We start from the raw sequence: 23662 nt of genomic DNA, 5'->3' as shown, positions 1-23662 counted from the left end.
CACGCCGGTGCGCGCCCGGATGACCCTCGACGAGCTGCGCCCGCACCTGTTCTCGATGCCCGACCGACCGGACTGGGTCCCCTACCGGACGTCGTACTACAACGAGAACTGGGGCTTCTGCCTGACCGACCGGCACCTCGGCGCGCTGCCCGCCGGCGAGTACGAGGTCGAGATCGACACGACGCTCACCGACGGCTCGCTGACCTACGGCGAGATCGTGCTGCCGGGCGAGACGTCCGACGAGTTTCTGATCACCACGCACACCTGCCATCCGGCGATGGCCAACGACAACTGCTCGGGCATCGCCACGGCGACCCTGCTGGCACGGGCGCTGGCCGCCGGGCCGCGGCGGCACACGTTCCGGCTGCTGTTCATCCCGGGGACGATCGGCTCGATCACCTGGCTGGCCCGCAACCGGGACACCGTCGGCCGCATCCGGCACGGGCTGGTCCTGACCGGCCTCGGTGACCGCAGCGACCCGACCTACAAGCGCAGTCGCCGGGGTGACGCCGCCGTCGACCGGGCCGCCGCGGTGGCGCTGGCCGAGACCGAGCGGCCGCACCGGATCGTCGAGTTCTCCCCCTACGGCTACGACGAGCGGCAGTTCTGCTCGCCCGGCTTCGACCTGCCCGTCGGCCGGTTCGGCCGGGGTCAGCACGGCGAGTATCCGCAGTACCACACCTCGGCCGACGACCTTGAGTTCGTCACGCCCGAGTCGCTCGCCGACTCGTTCGCGATCCTGCGGCGCACGATCGAGATCTGCGAGCGGGACCGGACCTGGCGCAACACCGCCCCGTACGGCGAGCCGCAGCTCGGCCGGCGCGGCCTGTACCGGGCCATCGGCGCGACGATGAATCGCCAGGCCATCGAGATGGGCCTGCTGTGGGTGCTCAACCTCGCCGACGGCACCCGCAGCCTGCTCGACATCGCCGAGCGCGCGGGGCTGCCGTTCGACACGGTCGCCGAGGCCGCGGACGCGCTGGCTGGCGTCGACCTGCTCGCCGAGACGGGCGCCGGCCCCGGGGGAGCGACCGGTGGCTGATCTTGCCGGCAGTCCAGGTAGCCCAGGCGGCCCAGGCAGCTCAGGCCGGTCCGGGCGGCCGGGGCGGGCCGGCAACTCCGGGCCGGTCTGGACGATCGTGCTCGCGGGCGGCGGCGGCACCCGCTTCGGCGGGCCGAAGCAGTTCTTCGACCTCGGCGGCGAGCCGCTGCTCGCCCACCCGGTCGCGGCGGCCCGCGCGGCCAGCGACGGCATCGTCGTGGTCGTGCCCGCGGGAACGGCCGGAAGCTGGTCGGCCCNGCCCGGCGTCCGGCAGGTGACCGGCGGCACCACCCGGGCCGAGTCGGTCCGGGCCGGCCTCGCCGCCGTTCCCGCGGACGCCGGCGTCATCGTGATCACCGATGCCGCTCACCCGCTGGCCACCCCCGCCCTCTACCAGCGCGTCGTCGACGAGGTCCGGGCCGGGGCCGACGCCGCCGTGCCCGGCCTGCCACTCACCGAAGTCGTCAAAGAGATCCGGGTCGCCGACGAGATCCGGGTCGCCGACGAGATCCGGAGCGCCGACGAGATCCGGCCGGCGGCGGGCGGGCTCGGTCCCTCCCCCAGGCTGGTCGCGGGGGCATCCCTGCCGCGGGAGACCCATCGGCTGGTGCAGACGCCGCACGCGTTCCGGGCGGACCTGCTGCGCTCCGTGCATGCAGGCGCCCACGAGGCGGTGGAGGACTCGGCGATGGTCGCCGAGGCCGGCGGCCTGGTTGTCGTCGTACCAGGCGAACCCGCCAACATCCATGTCACGACGCCGGACGAACTCGCCATGGCCCGGCTGCTGCTCACCCACGTCCGTTCCGAGGGGGAATCCGATGAGTTCGGTACTGGTCGAGTCCACGCTGTCCGATGACGAGCGACGGGCCAAGCTTTACCAGGGCGACCTGTTCGTCTATGCACCCAGGCCGGCGACCCGCGAGTTCGTCGAGTTCAGCCGCGCACTGATCCGGGAGGCGTTCGGCAGCCTCGACCCGGAGACGGCGCAGTACCACATGCCCGTCGAGGAGTACGCCGCCCTGCTCGCGGAGCTCAAGCCACGGTTCATCCACCATCCGACCTGCAAGGAGCTGCTGCCGGCGATCCTCGCCGAGCATGGCGCCGACCCGTCGAAGACCTACTTCGACGTGCCGCGGCTGCGGACCTCGACGTCGGACGACTACCTGACCTCCGGCATCGCCTACGCCTTCCACCCGCACCGCGACACCTGGTACTCGGCGCCGTTCTGCCAGCTCAACTGGTGGATGCCGATCTTCGACATCGTCCCGGAGAACGGCCTGGCCTTCCACCCGCGCTACTTCAGCCAGGGCGTGAAGAACGGTTCCCGCGACTACGACTACTACGAGTGGAACGCCAAGAGCCGGGCGGACGCGGCGAAGCACATCAAGTCCGACACCCGCAAGCAGCCCAAGCCGGAGGAGGAGGTGGAGATCTTCCCGCAGACCCGGGTGGTCGCGCCGTCCGGCGGCATGCTGATCTTCTCCGCGGCGCAGTTGCACTCGTCGGTGCCGAACAACTCCGGGCNCACCCGGTTCAGCATGGACTTCCGCACGGTGCACTTCGACGACGTCATCAACCACGTCGGGGCGCCGAACGTCGACTCCGAGTGCACCGGCACCACGATGCGGGACTACCTGCGCGGCACGGACCTCACCCGCATCCCCGAGGACATCTGCCTCAGCTACGACACCGCGCCCCCGCGGGAGGACGCCGTGCTGGTGTTCTCCCAGGCGTCGAGCGCGTGACGGCCGGATCCGCGGGCGGCCCGGCGGCGGACGCGGTTCCGCTCGCCGGGCACGTCGCCGTCGTGACGGGCGCGTCCAGCGGCATCGGCCGCGCCACCGCGTTGCGCCTGGCCGCCGACGGCGCCACCGTGCTCGCCCTCGGCCGCGACCAGGCCCGGCTCGACGGCCTCGGCAAGGAGGCGACCGGGCCGGGCACGCTGCTGCCGGTCCGGCTCGACCTGACCGACGACGCGGCCGTCACCGACTTCGTCGCCGAGGTCACCGTCCGCCATGGCCGGGTCGACCACCTGGTGCACAGCGCCGGGGCCTACGCCAGTGCCCGGGTGGACGCGGCCTCGCTGGCCGACCTGGACGCGCAGTACCTCGCGAACGTCCGGGCGCCCTACGCGCTGACCCAGCGGCTGCTGCCCGCGCTGCGGGTCGCGGGGGCCGACGGCGGCGCCGACATCGTCTTCATCAACTCCACGCAGGGCATTCGCGCGGGCGCGGGAGCGGGCCAGTTCGCCGCGACCCAGCACGCCATGCGCGGCTTCGCCGACAGTCTGCGCCAGGAGATCAACGCCGACGGGATCCGGGTCGCCACGATCCACCTCGGCCGCACGGCCACCCCACGCCAGGAGACGATCTACGCCCGAGAGGGCCGAGAGTACGCGCCGGCGCTGCTCATCCAGGCCGACGACGTCGCCGACCTCGTCGACTACCTCATTCGGCTCCCACCCACCGCCGAGATCACCGAGCTGCACCTGCGCCCCGCGAAGAAGAGCTACTGACCCGCCGCCGCAGCGCCGCCCCCCGCCCCACCAGAAGGTGGTGTGCGGGGGAGCGGCTCCCGCTGTCTCTTCCACAGGGATAAATCGGACGCCGACCCCGGTGGAAGAACCATGGAGGCCCTCAGCGGGGTGGTGTGGTCGGTGGCGGCGGCGCGCCGAAGAGGGCTCGGTAGCGCTGGGCGGCGCGGGGGTTGCTCGGGGGGTCGACCAGCGAGGACTGGACGTTGCCCGCATCGGTCGCGGTGAAGTACGCCTCGTAGGCGAGGTTCGCCCGGTTCGCCTGGAACAGCTCGTACATCTTCTGGACATAGAACGGGTTGTCCGCGCCGCCGCCCGCCGAGCGGACGACACCCCATTCCGGCACGGCGAACTGCTTGCCATGCTCGCGCGCGAACCGGGCGACCGTGCAGGCGCCCGAGTCCAGGTTGCACTGGGCGTCGAAGGTCGCGCGGGTGAAGGACGGCGGGTAGGAATCGTAGGCGTCGATGCTGACGACGTCGACGAACGCGTCACCGGGATAGGCGGCCCAGACATTGTCGCCGCCCGGCATCNAGTCCCGGTGGGCCGAGATGTTCCAGTCGATGCGGACGCCGGGCGAGGTCGAGCGGATCGCGGTCACCGCCCGCTGGAAGCAGGTCCGCCAGGTGGCGGTGTCGCGCGGGTACCACCAGAACCAGTCGCCGTTGAACTCCCAGCCGAGCCGGACGTAGGCGTCCGGTCGGCCGTTGCGTACCAGCGTCCGCCCGAACGTCGCCCAGTTGGCGTCGTAGTCGCCGCGGGCACAGGCGGCCTCGTTGCCGTCCTTCGGGAACAGCGGTTGAGCGATGGACACCTTCCCGGCGTAGGCGTCCGGGCGGAGCCCCGACAGCGGCCAGTCGTCGGCGACAATCTTCCGCCAGTTGTCACGGACGGTGAATACGACGGCGACGTCGGTCCGGCGGCCGAGCCAGCGTTCCCACGCGGCCAGGTCGTGGGGCGGGTTGGCGTTGGCGCCCGAGGGCCAGGCGACGCCGCCCGCCGGCGGGGCGGGCGGCCTCGAAACCTCACCGCCGCCGCCACCATCGCCACCGCCGCCGAGCACGACCAGCCCGACGGCACCGAGCACGGCCACGAGGATCGCCGCGAGGCCGGTGACGGCCAACGCCCGTCCGCGGCGTGACGGCGGCAGACGCCACCGCGATCCGCCCGAGCCGCCGGCTCCGCCAGACCCGCCCGAGCCNCCGACCCCACCGGACGGACCGACCCCGCCGGACGCGTCGTCGGGCTGGTCGGGCTGGTCGGGCCAGAGTGTCAAGCCGGACAGCTCGGGGTCCGTGGACGCGCCAGAGTCCACGGACCCCGAGGTCCGGATGCCCGGCAGCGGCATGGTGCCGGTGTCGGCACCGGGCCAGCCGGGCCCGCCACCCCCCTTGATCGAGACGGCGCGGGTCGGCGAGGTGCCGCCCCGCTGCGGACCGAACCGGTCGGACGGGGGCGGACGCCCTCCCGGCACGATGCCGGAATAGCGCACGTTACACCTCCACGCTGAGGACAGATCGTCGCCAGGCGCCGGAACGACCGGACGTCATCACGACAGCAATGAACGACCGACCCCGCCGCACAGGTACGAGAACAGGCTTCGGCCGCGGCCGATAACNCCGCCCTGATACGAGGAACGCGGGCCTTCACCCAGGGAGTTCCCAGGCCGGAGAACTTCTCCGACCGCAGCCGTCCGGGCGGCCCGGGCCATTATTCACCCGACGGCGCCAGGTTCCCGGAAGACACCACGAGGACGACTGCGGGCGGTGACGGACGGGCGACCGTACGCCCCGGGAATTGACCGAAGACCACGGTGGGAGGCGTCCGATCGGCGCCGGTTAGACTTGCCGACGGTGCCGTCCACGCACGGCCCACCGGGCCGCCATGCGGGGTCACCCGGCTGTCGTCCGCAGCGTTCGCCGCCGCCCACCCGGCCGCGGCGCGCCCGCCGACCGAGAACGGGGGACGGGAAACCAGTGGTAACCACCACCCTCACGACCAGGATTCCGCGGTCGTGGGTGATCCCGACCCAGGAGGCGGGCAGCGGCCGGACGGCCAACGACGCGACGCTGCGGCTGCTCACCATTCTGCTGTTCTTCGAGATCTTCTTCCAGCGGATCGCCATTCCCGTCGGCGGCTCACAGGTCCAGGTGATCCTGCCGATCACCTACGTGTGCGCGGCGATCATGGTCCGGCGTGGCGGCCTGAGCCGGAACTCGGGCCGGATGACCGGCTACCTGGTGGCGATGACGGCGTGCTCGCTGTCGGCGCTCGTCTCCTTCCTGCGGCAGAAGGACAGCACGTCCCTGACGTCGCTGTTGCTGCTGCTGGCGACGTATGTCCCGTTCGTCTTCGGCCTGCGTCCCGCCGACGCCCGGGCGCTGCTGCCCCGGCTGCTCGACCGCTTCCTCATCATGATCACGGTGCTGGCCGGGCTGGCCCTGTTCCAGTTCGCGATTCAGCTTGTCGGCGTTCCGTACACCGACGTGGTCAAGGACGTCGTGCCGTCGAACTTCCTGATGCACGGCTTCAACACTTCCTACCCGGTCCAGTACGGATCGTCGCTGTACAAGTCGAACGCCTTCGTCTGTCTGGAGGCGTCGTTCTGCTCGCAGTTCCTGGGCTTCGGCATCGTGGTCTGCGTCCTGCGCAACGGCGGCTGGTGGCGGCTGTTCATGTTCGTGCTGGCGATTCTCAGCACCGTTTCCGGCACCGGCCTGCTGCTGCTGGCCTTCGCGGGTGTGCTGCTGGCCGTCCACAAGGGCGCCAAGTTCGCGTTCACCGCCCTGGTCGGCGTGGGCCTCATCGCCCTGGTCATCAGCTTCACCCCGGCGTCGAGCATCTTCGCGGCCCGGGCGACGGAGACGTCCTCGTCGACCTCCAGCGGCAGCCTGCGCTTCGTCCAGCCCTACCAGCGCACCTGGGACGCGCTCGGCAGCGATCCGGCGACGGTCGTGTTCGGCTCCGGCGCGGGCTTCNCCGACCGCGACGCCGGCGAGTTCTTCCGCCGCACCGGTCTGCCGCTGAACTACGCGCTCGTGCCGAAGCTCGTCCTCGAGTACGGGGTTCTCGGCACGGTGACGTTCCTCAGCTTCATCGTGGCGATGTTCGTGCGTGGCTCGCAGTCGTTCGTGCTCTCCGGGTCGGTGTTGATCTTCTACACTGTGCTGTCCGGCGGCCTGCTGGCCCCGGTCGTCACCGGCCTGGGCCTGCTGCTCGTCGGCTGGTTCACGGTCGCGCCGGAGGAGTCGCTCCGGCTGGCGGACGATCCCGGGCCAGCGCCGCCGAGCCCCTCGCCCCCTGCGCAGCGCAGGTCCTTCGCGGGCATCTGAGACCGCCTCGCCGGGCCCCGGCCGGGCGCCCGGCGCCCACGCTGGCGACCATGGAGGTGCCCACCGGTGGACGACCTGGTGCAGAACTGGCGAGCCGTCGACGACTATCTCGTCGACACCCTCGTCGACGATGACGACACGCTGCGGCAGGCGCGGGCCGCGAGCCACGCGGCCGGGCTGCCGCCGATCGAGGTCGCGCCGAACCAGGGCGCCTTCCTCGCCCTGCTCGTCCGCCTGGTCTCCGGCCGACGGGTGCTGGAGGTGGGCACCCTCGGCGGATACTCGACGATCTGGCTCGGGCGGGCCGTCGGACCGACCGGCCGGGTGGTCACCCTGGAGGTCGATCCCCATCACGCCGAGGTGGCCCGGGGCAACCTGGAGCGCNCCGGCCTCGGCGCCGTCGCGCAGGTCGTGCTCGGTCCCGCCGTCGACTCGCTCGACGCGCTGATCGCGGCCCAACCCGAGCCGTTCGACCTCGTGTTCATCGACGCGGACAAGCAGAACAACGCGCGCTACCTCGCCGCCGCGCTGCGCCTGACCCGCCCCGGCAGCGCGATCGTGATCGACAATGTGGTGCGCCGCGGGGCGGTCGTCGACCCCGACAGCGCGGACCCCGACGTCCAGGGGACCAGGGCCGTGCTGGACCTGGTGGGGGCGGAGCCGCGGCTGACGGCGACCGCGCTGCAGACGGTGGGCAGCAAGGGCTGGGACGGCTTCGTCCTCGCACTCGTGCGCGCGTAGAGCCGGGCCGGGCCGCGGCCGCGGAACGGCTCGGCCCTCGCAGAACGGCGACGGCCCCGCTCGACGCGCAGGGCGCGAGGAGCGGGGCCGTCTGTCGCTCTGGCTGTCTGCCGGCCGCCGTGGGCGGCCCGGCCGGCAAGGGCGGGGCGAGGGCCGGGTTGTTACCGGGCGGGACGGGCGTAGCGGTCGGTGGCCTCCGGATCCATGCCGCCGCGCTTGCTCGGCGGACCTTCGCCGCCCACCGGGGAGTTCGACGTGATCGTGNCGACCGAGGAGCGACGCTCCGGGGCGGCGTTGCCGGTCGCCCGGCGGATGCCGGTCCGGCCGTCGTGGACGACGCCCACGACGCGCTCGGCGAGCGCCGGCCAGTCCCGCGGCACCTGCTCCAGCTCCTTGAGGTGCGTCTCGGTGGACGTGATGACCACGACCGCGTCGGCCTGGATCGCCGACGCCGCGGTCATCGGCAGCTCGGCCAGCGCCGAGGTGACCAGGATGACCAGGTCGACGACGGGCGCGCGGTCGGCGAGGATCGGCGCGAGGCCGCCGGGGCGCGCCGCCCGGGCCGGCGAGACGCGGTTGTACAGGATGTGCCCGCGGCCGGTGCCGGACGAGCGGGCGAGGCAGGTGGGCTCGTGCGCCCAGCGGGGCAGCTCCCCGGAGGTCGCCCGCGGCAGCCCCTCCAGCGACGCCCGCACCTCCGACGACGGGGAGGTGTCGAGGATCAGCACGACGCCCTGGTCGTCCGACCAGGCCGCGGCGACGGAGGAGACGAGGTCGGCGGCGAGGTCCCCGCGCGACGCCGGGGTGAACGCCACCACCTTGCTCGTCGGCGACATCACCGCCGACATTGCCGAGACGAGCGTCTCGGCCGCGCTCGCGGTCGTGCGCCCCGGCTCCAGCGCGGCGATCAGCGGCACGCCGAGGGTGTCCGACGGGTTGTGCGGGTCGAGGATCGTCGGCCGCCGCTGGTACATGATCCAGATAGCGGCGATGGAGCCGAGCAGGCCCACGATCACCGCGACGAGGACGTTGCGCAGCAGGTTGGGACCGCCCTGACCGTCGGCGACCGGCGGCTCTGCCAGCTTCACCGCGGAGCTACCCAGCACCGCCGCAGTCTCCGCCGCAGCGATCTTGGTGTTGAGGTCCTGGATCTGCGCGGTGCGCACACCGACGTCATTGGCTGTCCCCGCAGCCGAACCCTGCCCCTCAGTGACGAGCCGGTCGCGCAGATTTTTCAGCGCGGTCACCGACTCCTGGCTGTTGGGGCCATAATTCGTCAGCAGCGTGCTGTAGGCCGTCTCGGCGGACTTGACCAGGGAGTTCGCCGCCTCCTGCGACGGCCCCTTGCCCTTGATGACGAAGAAGTAGCCCGCGTCCGACGGGGACGTGCTCAGCCGGCTCGACACGTCCGACTCGGACAGTTTGAGGTCCTTCGCGATCACCGCCACCGCTGCCGAGGACTGGGCGAACTGCGCCTGGGTCTGGACGAAGCGGGTCGCGTCGACCGAGCTCGCCCCCAGGGTGCCCGAGTCGGTGGAGAGGAAGACCCGCGCGCTCGACGCGTAGGTGGCCGACTGCGCCTTGGAGTAGATGGCCGCCAGCGCCGCGAAGATCACAACCACGATCACGATGATCAGCAGCCGCGGCTGGATGATGCGGAACAACGAGGGAGCGGACGGGGCCCGGCTGGTCTCGCCACCCGCCTGTGCGTTGCGGCTCATGACGTGCCCGCCTCGGACTCAGGACGGGCGGACCGGGCCCGCACGCGGATCGGAGAGCCGGCGAGCTGACGCACCGACACCTCCAGCAGGACGTGAAGCGGACTCAAAGTGGCCCCCCACAGGAGCATCCGGCCCGATTGCCGGACCACGGTCTAGATCTGACGAACCGATTTGTGAGCATAGCCGATAGCGGATAGTAAACGGTCATAGCTATGACTGACGCCGTGATGGCGCTCAGGTGTCGCCCCTGCCACGCCGCGGGCCGGTTCCGCGACGATGACCGTCGCGCTGACCTCCCCGGGCGAGACCCCTACCGTCCACATCATCCACCGACCCGATACCGCGCTCGGATTCACCCGACTTCCCCCGCGGCGAGGGACGGTCACGATCCGTGCGGACCGGCCGCGGTCGCGGAAGTTCCCGTCGTAACTCTTCCGGGACGTCAGATTTCCGAACTTTTGTCGAGTTATTTCCATCCCGTCGTTTTGCACTGGACCTATCACGCCGCGCCGAACCTTCGGGCAACTCCCACCCGCCGGTCATTTCCACCTCGTCGAACGCACCGGCGACCGGGCGACCGCCGGCCGGCCGCCGCCCCCCGGACGAACGTTGGTCCTGGCGTGATCGTCCCCGTTCCGGCGACCAACCACCCGCGGTGCCGGGACCGGCGCCGCCGCGCGGCGCCCCGGCCGACACCGGCTCGGGCGGCCTCGCCCCCCGGTCCGACCATCCCGCGCGGCCGCCTCTCCCCTCCCCCGGCCGGGGCCGCCGCGACCCGCGCCCACGAGCGCCACCACCACTGCCGGATTTGCCGGCGCGCGGACGCACCGGATCGACGGCGGTTCCCGGCTCGCCCTGCGCCGCGCGCAGCGCCGCCTGCTCGGCGTCGTGTTCGCGCCCGAGCCGACGGAGCAGAACGAACCACACCGGAGCAATAGCCCAAAAAGCAATGTTGAATCCGATCACCGCGCCGCGGGCCTCGCCGAGAACCGCCCCGAGGATGGGAAATCCGAGCAGCATCGGGGCGAAGNCCGCGTTCAGCCTAAAAGTGATCTTGGTCTTACCGAGCGCGTAGACCATGCAGGCCGGTCCCACCGGGACCGCCGCCGCGAGATAGTGCAGGATCGACAGGCCCAGGATGCCCTTCGTCCCCTCCCAGGTGTCGCCCAGCAGAGCCTGGCCATAGCGCTCCGGCAGGAAGTAGAAGATCAGGCTCCAGGCCGCGCCGATCGCGAGGACCAGCCCGGACAGCGCGTACGCCGCCCGCTCACGGGCGTGCACGTTCATCGAGGTCCGCTTGGAGAACTCGGGTAGCGCGAAGCTGACCACCCCGACCCCGACCACGGTGGTCGGACCGAGCAGCGTCCGCGCGCCCTGCAGGGCACCGATCGTCGACAGCGACCCGACCGCCCCGATCGCCAGCATCGACGTCTGCAGGGNGCCTTGGACCGTGATGAACTCCGCCGCCAGGTACGTCGAGTCCGTCCTGTTCTCCGCCAGCCACCGCCTGGTCGCCCCGGGCGACGGCCAGAAGCCGGCCTGGACGATGCCGATGAGGGCGGCGACCAGGGCCGAGGCTCCCCAGGCCAGCAGCAGCGGGGACGACTCGGTCACCCCACGGTGGACGAGCAGCCAGATCCCGAGCAGCTGGACGACGGCCCACACGAGGTCGTTGAGGAACGCGCCGAACGGCCGCCCCATGGCGAAGAAGACGTACCGCCAGGCGTCCTGCAGGAGCAGGCCGGGCAGCACGAAGCCCATCGCCATCAGCGACGATCCGACCGGCCCGCCGACGGCAAGGCCGACGCCGACGAACCCGACCCCGATCCCGATCCCGAAGACGAACGACGAGCCGGTCGTGGCCGAGGCGGCCGACCGGAACGACGACGGCGTCGCGCCCGAGTAGTGCATGCTCAGCGGCATGCAGGTCGCGCCACGAGACAACCCGATCACAATGGCGAACAGCGTGTAGGCGATCCCGAACGCGCCATACTCGACATCGCTGACCTGGCGCGCGATGAGAAACGAGATCGCGGCGTTCGTCGCGCTGGAGATGGCCTGGTCGGCGAGGGTCCAGATCGCCTTCGAGCGAGTGCTGGGGCCGCCCCCGCCGGGGCCGGCCCCCCGCTCGGGATCGTCAACCTCGCCAGGATCGCCGTCGACGCGGCGGGTCCGGTCGGCACGGCGGCCATGGTCGGCACGGCGGCCACGGTCGTCGACCACCCCGCCGACGTCGGCCCGGCGCCGCGCCGTACCGCCCGCCCGGCCGCCACGCCGATCGATGAGCCCGGTGTCCAGAGCGTCGGCGAGGCCCTCGTAGGCCGCGCCGCTGCCCGACGGATCGGACCGGCCGCCGGGACGCGGCTGGCCGGGCAATGACCCGCGCGAGACCACCTGGGTGGACTCCACGTCCGCGGGGGCGGCTCGGCGGCGGCGCCGGTGCGAGCGGGGCGCGGGATCCTCGACCCGGGCGATGATCTCGGTCTGTTCGACGCGGAGGCGGTGCTGCAGGGCGCTCAGGTCGATCGTCGAGGTGATCGTGTGGGGCAGCGGGCTACCGCCCGGCAACCGGCGCAGCCCCGGCAGCGCCGAGGTCTCCGGCGAACTCGGCCCCGCACCCGCACCGCCCCCGGCCTCGCCTGGCCCCGGCTGCGACCTCACCCCTGGACCTGCGGCGGGACGTGGGCCTGCGGCTGCGGCTCCGCCGGGGCCGGGGCCTGGGCCCGGGTCTGGGCCGGGGGCCGGATAGGTAGATCCGAACCCGGGCAGGCTGCCGCCCACCTCGGGACCGCCGGCCTCGACGGATCGGATGGAAGCCCGCGGCGCCGTGCTGACCGCGATCCAACCCAGACCGGCGGACTCCGCCGACGTCCGCGTTCCCGGCGCAGGCCGCGAACCATCTCGCATGTCCGGACCCAGCGGCACACCAGGACCCGANGGCACACCAGGACCCGACGGCACGCCAGGACCCGAGGGCACGCCAGGACCCGACGGCGCACGGCCTTCCCTCGGCCCACGCGGACCCGAGGGGGTGCGGGGCCCTGACGGCCCAGCGGAGGCCGGCGGGACGGATCGCACCCCGGGTTCCACGGTGATCGGCGAGGGCATCTGCCCCCCGGGGGGACCCTCGGGGAGCGCCGGGGTGAGCCCCGGCAGCACGGCGGGGGGCCGTTCGGGTGGTGTGGCGGCCGGACCCGGACGTGCAGCCCCCACGCCCGGCCGGGACGATACGGTCCAGCCGGGCTGCGAGAACCCGGTCCTGCCGGGCGAGGTCGGGTTCCGGCCTCCCGGGACCTGTCCCTGCGGAGTCTGGCCCGGCGGAAGCTGGCCCGGCCTGACGTAGTCCGATCTGGCCTGGCTTCCCGCGGCGTGGCCTGCTGGCGTCTGGCCCGCCGGCGTCGGACCTGCGGGGGCCTGGCCCACCGGGCCGCGGGCTGTCGGCGATGGTCCGGTGGGAACGCGTCCCACGATCGGCGCCTGACCCGCCGGGTAGCCGGCCGGCGGTGACGTCGGGACGCGGCCCGCCGTGGGAATCCGCCCCCGCCGGGACCCATCCGGCGGCGACGGGCGACCAGGGGAGGTGCCCGATCCGGCGGGGTAGCCACCCGGCGACATCGGTGGCCGGTGATCCGTGGCAGGGGGCCCAGCCGTCGGGTGGCCGGCGGGCGGCGTCCGATGGGCGGCGGGCGGCGGTGTCGCAGCCCGGTCCGGAGGCCCGGCGCCGGACGTCGGGGCCGGGGGTGCGGTCGGGGTTCGACGGGGGTCGGGCGGACCGCTCAGCGGTTGCCCCCCACCAGGCTGTTGCCCCTGACCAGGCGGCGGAGGCCGCGTTCCGGACCCGGTGGACTGGGGACGCGGCGGCGCGGGCTGCTGGCCCGGCCAGGCCGGTACGCCGGGCGCCGGCTCGGACGTACCGGGGTGCCCCGGGGGCTGACCCCACGGTCCGGCGCCGGGGCCGGGTTGTCGGTGAACCGGAGGCGCAGGGTGAACCGGAGACGCCGGGAGAGCCGGAGACGCCGGGAGAGCCGGAGACGCCGGGAGAGGCGCAGGCGCGGCCCAGGTCTCCGGCGGGATCACCGAGGACACCTCGAAGCCGATGAACGCCGAATCGTAGGCGCGCGCGGGGCTGCTCTGGCCGCCGGCCACCGGAGATCCGTCCGGCGCCGGCGCGCCCGGCCGGGGGGCGTGGGGGGTCTGCTCGACGGAGTGCGGGTCCTCGGGCGGCGGATCCTCGGGCCAGCCCGAGGCCCGCAGATCCAGATCGATGTCCGTCATGCTCGCTCTCCCGACCGACGACGCCGGCCCGGCGCCCGCGACCCGGATGGCCGCGGGCGGAGATGACGACGACCCCATTCCACGATGCAGGACCCGCCTACAGCACGACCGGCCGGGGTACCGGCACGATGAAGGAACCGCCGCGCGCGGCGTACTCCTCCTGCTGGGCGATGATCTCCTTCTTCACGTTCCAGGCCAGCAGCAGCAGGTAGTCGGGCTGGCGCTCCAGCAGGACGGCGGGGTCGAGGATCGGCAGCCGCGCCCCGGGGATGTACTTGCCCTGCTTGTGGACGTTGCGGTCGACCACGAAGTCGATGAGGTCCGTGGTGATGCCGCTGGAGTTCAGCAGCGTCGCACCCTTGGCCGCGGCGCCGTAGGCGGCGACCGTCTTCCCCTCGGCTCGCAGCGACTGCAGCAGGGCGACCAGCTCCTCCTGCACGGCGCGTACGTCGTCACCGAAGGTGGCGTACCGCGCGAACGAGTCGAGGCCCGCGGCCCGCTCGGCGCCGAGCACGGCCGCGACCGACTCGGCCGGCTCGGCGGCCACGGCGTGCTGCATGCTCCAGCGCAGCGTCCCGCCGTGCAGCTCGGGAAACTCCTGGACGCCGACGAGCGCCAGACCGTGGCGGCGCATGAGGGCGTCCACCGCGATGGTGGAGAAGTAGCAGAAGTGCTCGTGGTAGACCGTGTCGAACTCGGTGTGGGCCAGCAGGGCGCCCACGCCGGGGTTCTCGACGTCGACGAGCCCGCCGTCGGCGAGCAGGATCGAGAAGCCCTCGACGAAGCTGTTGAGGTCGGGGACGTGGGCCATCACGTTGTTCGCGATGATCACGTCGGCCCGCAGGCCCTCCGCGACAAGCTGGCGGGCCAGGTCCGCGCCGAAGAACTCCTCGCGGGTCGGCACGCCGGCCTCGCGGGCGGCGGCGGCCGGACCCGGCGTCGGCTCGATGCCGAGCACCGGGATGCCCCGCTCGACGAACGCCTTGAGCAGGTAGCCGTCGTTGCTGGCGACCTCGACGACCAGGCTGTCCGGGCCGAGGTTGCGGCTGGCGATCAGGTCGATGACATGCTTCTCGGCGTGCCGGACGAGCATGTCCGAAAACGACGAGAAGTACGGGTAGTCCTCGTCGAAGATCTCCGACGCGGGCAGCTCGTGGGTGAGCTGGACCAGCGCGCAGGACTCGCAGAAGCCGACCTCGAGCGGGAACGACGGGTCGGTGGCGTCGAGGGCGTCGGCGCGCACCAGGCGGTTCGCGATGGGCGTCGACCCCAGGGAGAGGAACAGCCGCGGGGCGGCCCCGCCGCAGGACCGGCACGCGGTGACCGGCGTGGCGATGCCGCCGGAGGTGGCCGGCGACTGGTTCGCGTCGGCCGCGACGGTTCCGCTACCGCCCTGGGCCGGGTTTCCGGATGACATGCGCTCCCCTTGGTGAGATGTCGGCATCGATCTGCCCGCGTCGGTGCCGGCTACACGGCCCGGCGGGCCGGACGCGGGTGTGCCGCTCGGCCCAGCGAGCCGAGCGGTGTGGTGACCGCACATCCGCCGCGGGGATGTGACAGTCCGAAGCAATCTGATCGTCACGGCACCAGGGTCAGGGGCCGTGTTGCCCTCCGGGTCGCGAGGGCACCACCCACGTTCCCGCCGGCGTTGAGTTTCGCAGGCACCGAAAGCGATCGGACAACGGGGGGTGGCGGCAACGACAACGGATTCAGGCCGGGACGCCCGTGAGCAGCGGCCAGGCCCGGTCCTTGTCGGAGATCACCGACACCGGCAGCGGCCAGGCGATGCCCAGGCGCGGGTCGTCGAAGCGCAGCCCGCGATCGTGTCCCGGGGTGAAGGGAACGTTCATCTGGTACGTCGCCTCGGTGGCGTCGGCCAGCGTCTGGTAGCCGTGCGCGAGCCCCGCGTCGATGAACAACGCCCGGTGGTTGTCGGCGGACAGCTCGACCGCGACGTGGCGCAGGTACGTCGGCGAGTCCGGCCGGGGGTCGACCACGACGTCGAGCAGCGCGCCGCGGGTGCAGCGGACCAACTTGGTCTCGCGCACGGGTTCGCCAGCCCAGTGCATCCCGCGGATCGTGCCGGCCGTGGCGTTGTAGGCCACGCTGCACTGGGCGACCTCGACGGCGAGCCCCGCGGCGGCGAACTCCTCGGCACAGAACGTCCGAGCGAACAGGCCCCGGGCGTCGGTGAACGCCTCGACGTCGACGATCGTCACCCCGGCGATCGCCGTCGGGGTGACGATCACGGATGCGCCCAGAACAGGTCGGCGTCGAGCTGGCCGGTGCCGATCAGGTACTGGAGCTGCTTGAGTCGGGTGTGCCCGCGGCCGGTGAAGGTCTCCGGGTCGAGCTGGATACGGCTGAAGACCTCGTGGAGCTGCTGGGCGCCGCGCAGCGCGTTCCAGTCGCAGGAGAATCCGGGCAGGGTGCTCGCGATCTTGTCGAAGGACACCCGGTAGCTGCGGTTGTCACCGCCGTTGTCGCCGAAGCTCAGCTTGCACCCGGTGAAGACGCTGGCGACCGCGTCGGCGATCTCCTTGACCTGGTAGTTCTGCTCGCTGTCACCCACGTTGAAGATCTGGTTGTGGACGACGTCGCGCGGCGCGGTCAGCGCGAGGCCGATCGCCTTCGCGATGTCGAGGCCGTGGACCAGCGGACGCCAGGGGGTGCCGTCCGAGGTCATCGCGATCTCGCCGGTCGTCCAGGCGACGCCGGCGAGGTTGTTCAGCACGATGTCGAACCGCTGCCGCGGCGAGGCGCCGTAGGCGGTGGCGTTGCGCAGGAAGGTCGGCGAGAAGGAGTCGTCGGCCAGCGGGGCGACGTCGCGCTCCACGTAGACCTTGCACTCGGCGTACGGGGTCTGCGGGTTGACCGGCGAGGTCTCCGTGACGTCCTCGCCGGTCGCCACGCCGTAGACGCTGCACGAGGACATGTAGACGAACCGTTCGACGCCGGCCTGCTTGGCGAGGTTCGCCAGCCGCACCGAGCCGAGGTGGTTGACCTTGTACGTGACGTCCGGCGCGAGCGCGCCGAGCGGGTCGTTGGACAGCTCGGCCATGTGCACCACGGCGTCGACGCCCGCGAGGTCTGCGACGGTGAGGTGGCGCAGGTCCTTGTCGAGGGTCAGCGGGGTCCGGTCCGTCCCGCGGTACAGCCAGCCGTACTTGTAGTAACCGGTGTCCACGCCGATGACCTCGTGGCCATCGCGCATCAGCTCGGGCGCGAGCAGGCACCCCAGGTACCCCTCCGTGCCCGTCACGAGCACCTTCATCCGCGAGTCCTCTCCATGTCGGCCGCGGGGTGGCCCGATCGGGCCAGACGGTCCGGCCTCAAACCGTACCGACTCGGTCCCGCCCCCCGGCCGCCGACATCCCGCGGCCTCCGCACAGGCCACCTAGTCGACGCACCGCGACACCAGACGCGAAAGCCCGGTCATTCACCGTCACTGTGAACGGACCGACCGATGGCCACCCGGGGAGCGGTCGGACCTCGTCAGCCCTGACTGTCGTCCTGACGGCGTAGATCGCGGATGGCTGCCGCGGCGCGTAGTTCCCAGTCGGGCGGCGGGTCGGCCGCGGGGTCGTAGGGGGACAGGCGGGGGATCTCGGCGCCCAGGGTGTGCAGCAGCTCCGTCGCGCGGTTCAGTTCGTGGCGGTGGACGTGGGGTTCGCCGTCTGCCCAGGCATACCGGTAGGCGGCGAGGGCGTGCCTGGTCGCCTGGCCGGTGTCGCCGATGGCGTGCCACAGACGCGCGAGGTGGAGGTGCGCGGGCCGGCGGAGCGCGGCCAGGCGTTCGGCGTCGGCGCGGGGGTTCGTGAGCTGGCCGAGGTGGAGACGGGCCAGGGCGAGCAGGGTTTCAGCGTGGGCTTCGGGGATGCCGGCTTCGCGGGCCATGCGCACGGCTTCGCTGAGACTGTCTGCTGCGGCCGCCCACTGGCCGCGGTCCGCCAGCCACCACCCACGCAGCCGGTACAGCTCGCGGACATTCTCACGGCTGCGGCCGGCCGTCGCAATCTGCTCGGCCTGCCCCAGGTCGTCCTCCGTGAGAGTGCCCTGCTCGAACAGGAAGTGGGCACGCAGTAGCTCGGCGCTCCCGGGTCTGTACCTCGACCGGGCCCAGTCGCGACCCATCGGGTCGAGAGCCTCCCACATGCGCTCGGCATCATCCATACGTCCGGAATCTACATATATATTGTAAAGGCTTAGTCGCCCGAGGAACAAATCCTCACCGTCGAGACATTCAGCCAGCTCGAGAGCGAGAGAAAAAAGGCGCTCGCCAGCCGCGAGGCGGTTCTGGCCATAAATACCCATTCCACAGTTGCTTATCGCATTACGCAAGNTATTCCAGTTCTGCCGGTCAAGGTTGATATCCAAACCGACTCTGCCAGCGGCGAACGCCTGGCGGTACTCTCCGAGGATACTGAGCGCGTAGCCCGCGTTGGAGACCAGAAAACTCTGGGCCGTCGCGTCCAGATCGGGGGACGGAGTGTTCCAGCCATGGACAAAGAAGGGGCGTACTAAAGATAGTATCTCAGTGTACGCCTCCAGATTGAAGGCGAGGGCGTGTGTCAGGTCGCCCAGGTATGCGTCGTAGGCTTCGGAGATCCGGCCCATTCGCAGGAGGGTACGGACGACGGTCAGGCCATTCTGTAGATCGTCAAGAGATTCGGCTTCCCCGTAANGGATGTGGGGACGGGCGGAGAAGTAGTCCACGACGCGTTGGCCAAGGTGGTCACGGTCGTGGGTGGGGAGCCTGCCGGCGGCGACGGAGCGCACCACCGGGTGCAGGTCGTACCGGCGGGTGCGCCGATCGAACTGCAGCAGCCCGCGTTTTTCCAGGTCCACCACGGTGTCGGCGAGTCGTCGCGCGGCCGAGAGACGTTCCGGGGCTCGCTCCCACGTGCTCAGGGCTTGCAGGTATGCCTGGTACTCCTCCATCGCCGCCGCGTGTGCCACCCGCGCGGCGGCGCGGTCCTCCGCCGACCTGTACTCCCAGTCCCAATCGTCTTCGGGCTTCGACGGCGTGGGGACGGCGTCGGGTTTAACCGGCAGGTGGGGGTTGAGCGCGTTGATGGTGTCGTAGTCGGTGGCTTCGGACAGCAGGGCGAGCATGGACAACAGTTGTCGACCCGGGTCGGGAAGTGCGTCGATGGCCGCGTGCAGGATGTGGTTGCGTTTGCCGACGAGATCGAGGTCCCCGACGTCGAGGCGGCCCCCGTGGTCGGGGTCGGCGGCCCAGCGGTCGAACTGGCCGCGCGCNGGCAGATAGTGGGTGACGAGACCGGCGACGATGCCGGTCACGAGTGGATGGCAGTCGCAGTGCCGCTGCAGGTAGGTGCGGATGGTGCCCGAGTCGCCGTCGACTCCGAAGGACCGCAGCAGGGCTTCCGCGTCGGCTGGCCGGAGTCCGGGCAGCGGCTCGTGTCGGACACCGGGGATCGGTTGGCCGGCGGGGCCGAGCAGAACCGACGGCACCAGCCGTGAGGTCATGAGGATCTTCGACGGACCGGGGGCGGCGAGCCCGCGCAGCAGCTCGTCGTCGAGGGGACGGATCGCCGCGCAGGGGTCGCGGTCGGCGATCGTGTCGCTGGTGCCGGCGTCTTCGTCGGCGAGCTGGGCGGCATCCTGGCGGTGGTAGTGGACGAGGACTCGTTCGAGGCCGTCGAGGACCAGCAGCCACGGCCTGCTCTGGAGCTGGCGGAGCAGCAGGTCGGTGAGGTCGGNCTGTTTGAGGTTCCTGAAGTCGTCCAGCGGCCGGCCNGTGGTGTAGGCGAGGGCCCGGCGGCAGAAGTCGGCCATCACCGCCCCCTTCTCGTAGAAGGAGTACCAGAATCGCCCCGCCCAGTCTCCGCGGACATCAGTAGCGTGGCCGAAGACCCATTCCCACGTCAGCGCGCTCTTTCCGGTGCCGCCGATCGCGTCGAACAGCAGGATCGGGTACGGATCCGCGGGTGCCGCCCAGTCGGTCAGGGTCTCCAGTTGGGCCACCCGCCCGACGAACCGCTGCCGACCGATATAGGGAGGCTCGGCGTAAAGCTGCGGCGAGGCGGGGATACCATCGCGCTCCCGCCGGCCGGCCCGATTCGCCCCGGCGGCGGGCCCGGGGGCAGCCCCGGTGTCGCGCGCGTCGAGGACACGGCGCAGCGCGGCGACCGACTGCGTGACCGCGACCGTGAAATCCTCGAGACTGTCGAACTCCCGGTACACCCGGTGCACGAGAGAGTCGTCACTCGCGCGCTTCACCTCGTCGCGGAACTCCGCCAGTTTTCGGCGTTTCTCCGGGTCCAGCTCCACCGCCGTCTCCGGCACCGGATGCCTTTCGCTCATGATGAAGATCAGCGTTGGCCGGCCGAGGCGGCGCGCCTCCCGGAACTCCAGCTCGGTCAGCGACAGACCCCGCGGATTACCTGCGATCCTGGGGACCTGCCCGTAGCTGCGTCCAACGATGCCCACATAGGCCGCCGCGTCCCGGACCTTCTGCAACGAGGAATCCACCACGGTGACCTCGGGCAGCGCCGAGTCCTGCTCCATCGCAACCGGGTGCAGCCCCTGCCCGTCAATCGCCCGGATCGCGGCGGCACGGTGCTGCTCCAGATCTCGGTAGGTACTCGAGACCATCACCCCGTGGAACCGGCGCGGCGTCGTCGAAGGTTTAGCCGCCGAAGGTTCAGGCGCCGAAGGTTCAGGCGCCGAAGGTTCAGGCGCCGAAGGTTCACCGGTCACGGCACGACCCGGCCCGTACACGTGCCTGTCCCCCATGCCCTGGGAGTATGTCACCCAGCGCTTCGGGCGGAATCGCGTCGCGTCCGGGCTCCGGCTATTGCGATCTCAGTGTTCCGCGGAACCGCGAATCACGTCCAACCCCAACCACATACCGGTGATCTTGGTGTTCCGCGGAACCGCGCCATGCGCCCGGCCCCCACCACAGCTCAGTGATCTTGATGTTCCGCGGAACCGGGCTGCTTGTCCGAGCGGCGGCCGGCCGAAGTGCGGTGGTCAGCGGGTGGGGGGCTTCATGATCCGGGCCGGGGCGGCGAAGACAGTGGAGCCGGCAGGGACGTCCGCCATGACGATCGAGCCGGGGCCGATGCGGGCGTCGTCGCCGATGGTGATCGCGCCGAGAAGGTGGACGCCGGGGGCGAGCTCGACCCGGGCCCCGACCTTCGGCACGTCCCGCGGCGACGCCGAGCCGCCGGCGTAGCCGATGGTCAGGTTGTGCCGCAGGGTGCAGTCGTCGCCGATCTCGCAGAACGGCGGGATCAGGATCGTCTGGTGATGGCCGATGAGGACCCGCCGGCCGAGGCGGGCCTGCTCGGAGAGCTCGACCCCGTAAAGGTTACGGATGACGAGGTTGTTGAGCACCTTGTAGACCACCGTGAGCGCGGCGCGCAGCGGCTGGCGCCGGGTGCGCCGCCACTGCCCGAGGCGGTAGACGGCGAGCACGTGCAGGCCCGGATGGGCGAGCGAGCCGTAATGCCGCCGGAAGTCCTCCCGCAGGATCTCTCGCAGGCCCAGCTCGGACGCCTCCCGATGATCCGCCTCGGCGGCGGTCCGGGCGGTCGCGGCGGTCGCGGCGGACGGGGCGGACGCGGCGGTGACGTCGTCCGCTGGGGCGATCGGCGGGGCGGGTGACCCGATCGCGGGGCCGGCCTCAGTGGACACCGCTGAGCTCCTCGATGTGCTCGCGCATGTCACCGACGGTGGCGAAGCTGGCGAGCCGGTCGTCGGCGATCTGGATCGAGAACTCCCGCTCGACGGCGTAGATCAGGTTGATGTGCGCGAGCGAGTCCNAGCCGGGCACGTCCTCGGCGGTCATCGTGTCGGAGACGAGGAGGCCGTCGTCGCTGAAGATCTCCCGAAAGATCTGCTGGAGTCGGTCCTGCACCATCACCTTTACACCTCTTCCATCCTGCGGTCCTGCGGCCGCGTCTGGGCGAACACGTGGGTGGACAGCTCGGCGGGCGGCACACCCGGCCGGTCGGCCCCGTTCGGGTCGACGCCGGCCGCCGCCGCGACGACGCGCATCAGGGCGGGCGGCGCATACGGCGCGTCCGCGGCACGGGACCAGTGGATCGTGCCCGGCTCGGACGGATCGTCCGGCGCGTCCATCCGGGTGAAGCCGAGGCGTTCGTAGAGGTCCGCGACCAGGGCGTTCTTCGGTGACGGGCGGTACTCGCCGACGACCCGGGCGAGCCCGCGCCGGCGCGCCTCGGCAAGGATCAGCCCGGCGACCTCGTCCTCCAGGGTCCGGCCGATCACCCGGCAGCTCATCAGCCAGGTGTCGACGGCCAGGGCGTCGCCCGCCTCGACCGCGATGACCACGGCGACGAGGCCGTGGTCGGCGAACCGATCGGCGAGGCGGATACAGAGCACGGCCGTGCCGGGGTCGGCGGCCAGCCGGGCGATCTCGTCGGCGCTCCGGCGGCGCCCGGTCAGGTTGAACTGGTTGGTCTTGCCGACGAGCTGCGCGACCCGGGGCAGGGTCAGCTCGTCGAGCGGAACGACGGTGGCCGTCATGTCCAGCCCCCGGTGGAACTCCGCCAGCGAGGGGGCCGCGGCCTCGGCGGCGGCGAGTTCGGCCCGGGCCCGGTAGGTCGCCGTCCGCGCGGCGTCCTCCGCGGTGAGCGCCGCCGTCTCGAAGAACGGGTAGTCGGCCAGCGCCCGGACGTAGCCGTGCGGGTCGGCGGGCAGCGCGAGGACGTCGACCTCGCCGACGAGCTGGCGCACCGCCTCGCGCTCGGCCGGATTGTCGTCGACGAAGACGAGGGCGTCGAGGCCGAGGCCGAGGGTGGCGGCGATCCGGCGCACCTGGGTCGGCTTGTCGTCCCAGCAGGCGCTGAACATCGCGATGTCGTCGAGGCGCAGCCGCATGCCGGGGTGGCGCTCGAACGCCTCCCGCGCGTCGGCGTCGTTGTTCTTGGAGCAGACGGCGAGCACGACGCCGCGGTCCTTCAGCTCGACGACGTAGTCCTGGAAGGCGGCGAAGGCCTCNCCGACGGCGCCGTCGCCGAGCGCGATGCCGGCGAGCCCCTCCTCCCCCAACACGCCGCCCCACAGGGTGTTGTCGAGGTCGAGGACCAGGCACTTGCGGCTGACCCCGAGCTGCGCGCCGATCACCGCCGCGGTGTGCCGGGCGAGCAGCGGTACCTGCGCGAGCGACACCGCCTGCTTGGAGCGATGCCAGTAGCGCGCGTCGAACCAGGCCCGCTTGCCGACGTCGGCAGCGAGGCGCTCGCAGTCGACCAGGCCGACCCCGTCGCCGGCGGCGCGGCCGAGCTCGGCGTTGACCCGGGCGAGCAGGGTCGGGCGGGCGCCCCCGGTACGCAGCGCCAGATGCCCGAGGGCGACCTCGCCGGGCACCGCGAAGGTGTGCTGGACGACCCGGGCGCCGCAGCGAGCGCGGATCGTCTCCCACAGCGCCGTCCAGCGGCGCACCTCGGCGGCGACCACGGCGTCCGGCCCATCCCCGACGGCCGGCAGGGNCGCCTCGCCGGCGTGCACGGCGAGCACGACCACGTCCGGCGCGAAGCGGTACAGCCCGCTGCCGGGATCGAGGATCTCCTGGCGGTACTGCCCGTAGCCGCACTCGTAGGTCTCGATGGCGACGCCCGCCCGCGCGGCCGCGAGCGGCAGCAGCGCCGCGAACTGGGACGTCGTGTAGCTGCCGAGGACGGCGACCCGGGCCGAGCGCGGCAGCGGCGCGACGGCGGGCAGGCAGCGGCGCAGCACGCCGGCCGCCGCCGACCAGGCGCCGAGGTCGCCGTCGGTGTCGGTGAGCGCCAGCGCCCAGCGCACCGCCCCGTCCGGGTCTCCGGCGCGCTCGTGGGCGACGGCGAGGTCGCGGCACAGCGCGGCGGTCGGGATCTCGCTCGCGGCGGCGAGCGCGGTCAGCTCGGCGATGCGTCCGTCGCGCGGCGGCGCCGGCCGGTCAGGCCCAACCCCCACGCCGGTATCCCCACTTTCGGTCATCCCTGTGGCCCCTCTCGTGGCGGCCCGTCACGGCCACCGCATCCGA

10 protein-coding genes and 13 pseudogenes are annotated in these 23662 nt (G+C 72.1%); 9 read left to right on the top strand and 14 right to left on the bottom strand.

Annotated features, from left to right (window positions below; translation table 11 throughout):
* The 6 genes and pseudogenes from FF86_RS04040 to FF86_RS04025 form a co-directional block, all read left to right on the top strand.
* Positions 1 to 1042 (top strand): DUF4910 domain-containing protein (locus FF86_RS04040; protein ID WP_242418142.1); only part of this gene is annotated, 1042 nt, incomplete at its 5' end.
* Positions 1035 to 1299 (top strand): annotated as a pseudogene (locus FF86_RS63955) (NTP transferase domain-containing protein); the annotation flags it as partial. The gene FF86_RS04040 and the pseudogene FF86_RS63955, both read left to right, overlap by 8 nt.
* Position 1300: 1 nt before the next feature.
* The coding region (locus tag FF86_RS04035; RefSeq protein WP_242418141.1) for a 2-C-methyl-D-erythritol 4-phosphate cytidylyltransferase at positions 1301 to 1898 on the top strand (598 nt) is incomplete at its 5' end.
* A pseudogene (locus FF86_RS39875) lies at positions 1861 to 2566 on the top strand (hypothetical protein); the annotation flags it as partial. The gene FF86_RS04035 and the pseudogene FF86_RS39875, both read left to right, overlap by 38 nt.
* 1 nt (position 2567) lies before the next feature.
* Positions 2568 to 2787 (top strand): annotated as a pseudogene (locus tag FF86_RS39870) (hypothetical protein); the annotation flags it as partial.
* Entirely contained in the window at positions 2784 to 3557 is a 774-nt protein-coding gene (locus FF86_RS04025) for an SDR family oxidoreductase (RefSeq protein WP_044883388.1), read from the top strand. The pseudogene FF86_RS39870 and the gene FF86_RS04025, both read left to right, overlap by 4 nt.
* 121 nt (positions 3558 to 3678) lie before the next feature.
* Here the strand turns inward: FF86_RS04025 and FF86_RS39865 are convergent.
* Together FF86_RS39865 and FF86_RS63950 are read right to left on the bottom strand one after the other, a co-directional pair.
* Positions 3679 to 4108: pseudogene (locus FF86_RS39865) on the bottom strand (beta-mannanase); the annotation flags it as partial.
* 1 nt (position 4109) lies between these two features.
* A pseudogene (locus FF86_RS63950) lies at positions 4110 to 4389 on the bottom strand (beta-mannanase); the annotation flags it as partial.
* A 2165-nt stretch (positions 4390 to 6554) separates the two neighbouring features.
* Here FF86_RS63950 and FF86_RS39855 point away from each other — a divergent pair.
* From FF86_RS39855 to FF86_RS39845, 3 genes and pseudogenes are all read left to right on the top strand, one after another.
* A pseudogene (locus tag FF86_RS39855) lies at positions 6555 to 6907 on the top strand (hypothetical protein); the annotation flags it as partial.
* Positions 6908 to 6973: 66 nt separating this feature from the next.
* A pseudogene (locus FF86_RS39850) lies at positions 6974 to 7291 on the top strand (O-methyltransferase); the annotation flags it as partial.
* Position 7292: 1 nt separating this feature from the next.
* The coding region (locus FF86_RS39845; RefSeq protein ID WP_242418140.1) for an O-methyltransferase at positions 7293 to 7648 on the top strand (356 nt) is incomplete at its 5' end.
* Positions 7649 to 7913: 265 nt separating this feature from the next.
* Here FF86_RS39845 and FF86_RS04005 read toward each other — a convergent pair.
* From FF86_RS04005 to FF86_RS39815, 12 genes and pseudogenes are all read right to left on the bottom strand, one after another.
* A partial coding sequence (locus FF86_RS04005; protein ID WP_242418139.1) for a Wzz/FepE/Etk N-terminal domain-containing protein occupies positions 7914 to 9369 on the bottom strand: 1456 nt, incomplete at its 3' end.
* A gap of 1440 nt (positions 9370 to 10809) precedes the next feature.
* A pseudogene (locus FF86_RS39840) lies at positions 10810 to 12030 on the bottom strand (hypothetical protein); the annotation flags it as partial.
* Positions 12031 to 13741: 1711 nt separating this feature from the next.
* Positions 13742 to 15061 carry a class I SAM-dependent methyltransferase gene (locus FF86_RS03995; protein WP_044883382.1) on the bottom strand — a complete coding sequence of 440 codons (1320 nt, stop codon included), beginning with the start codon at positions 15059 to 15061 and terminating at the stop codon, positions 13742 to 13744.
* A gap of 292 nt (positions 15062 to 15353) precedes the next feature.
* The gene (locus FF86_RS03990) at positions 15354 to 15893 is read right to left on the bottom strand and encodes a dTDP-4-dehydrorhamnose 3,5-epimerase family protein (RefSeq protein ID WP_044883381.1); all 540 of its coding nucleotides are present in this window, start codon (positions 15891 to 15893) and stop codon (positions 15354 to 15356) included.
* Positions 15890 to 16918, bottom strand: coding sequence for an NAD(P)-dependent oxidoreductase (locus FF86_RS03985; protein ID WP_044883380.1), 1029 nt, complete (start codon positions 16916 to 16918; stop codon positions 15890 to 15892). Before FF86_RS03985 ends, FF86_RS03990 begins: the two co-directional genes overlap by 4 nt.
* A 2490-nt stretch (positions 16919 to 19408) precedes the next feature.
* Positions 19409 to 20265: DUF4062 domain-containing protein (locus FF86_RS64990; protein ID WP_396229756.1), on the bottom strand; the 857-nt coding region annotated here is incomplete at its 3' end.
* 378 nt (positions 20266 to 20643) lie between these two features.
* Positions 20644 to 21309: a serine O-acetyltransferase gene (locus FF86_RS03975; RefSeq protein ID WP_242418138.1), complete on the bottom strand. Its 666-nt coding sequence runs from the start codon at positions 21307 to 21309 to the stop codon at positions 20644 to 20646.
* A pseudogene (locus FF86_RS39835) lies at positions 21299 to 21437 on the bottom strand (acyl carrier protein); the annotation flags it as partial. The pseudogene FF86_RS39835 and the gene FF86_RS03975, both read right to left, overlap by 11 nt.
* A gap of 1 nt (position 21438) precedes the next feature.
* Positions 21439 to 21535: pseudogene (locus FF86_RS39830) on the bottom strand (acyl carrier protein); the annotation flags it as partial.
* 5 nt (positions 21536 to 21540) lie between these two features.
* Positions 21541 to 22638 (bottom strand): annotated as a pseudogene (locus FF86_RS39825) (HAD-IIIC family phosphatase); the annotation flags it as partial.
* A 1-nt stretch (position 22639) separates the two neighbouring features.
* Positions 22640 to 23129, bottom strand: a pseudogene (locus FF86_RS39820) (methoxymalonyl-ACP biosynthesis protein FkbH); the annotation flags it as partial.
* Position 23130: 1 nt separating this feature from the next.
* A pseudogene (locus FF86_RS39815) lies at positions 23131 to 23616 on the bottom strand (methoxymalonyl-ACP biosynthesis protein FkbH); the annotation flags it as partial.
* Positions 23617 to 23662: the final 46 nt, after the last annotated feature.

This window comes from Frankia sp. CpI1-P (genome assembly GCF_001421075.1).
Classification (GTDB): domain Bacteria; phylum Actinomycetota; class Actinomycetes; order Frankiales; family Frankiaceae; genus Frankia; species Frankia torreyi.
Note: the sequence above shows the minus strand (reverse complement) of the source record. Positions and strands in the feature narration are given on the sequence as shown.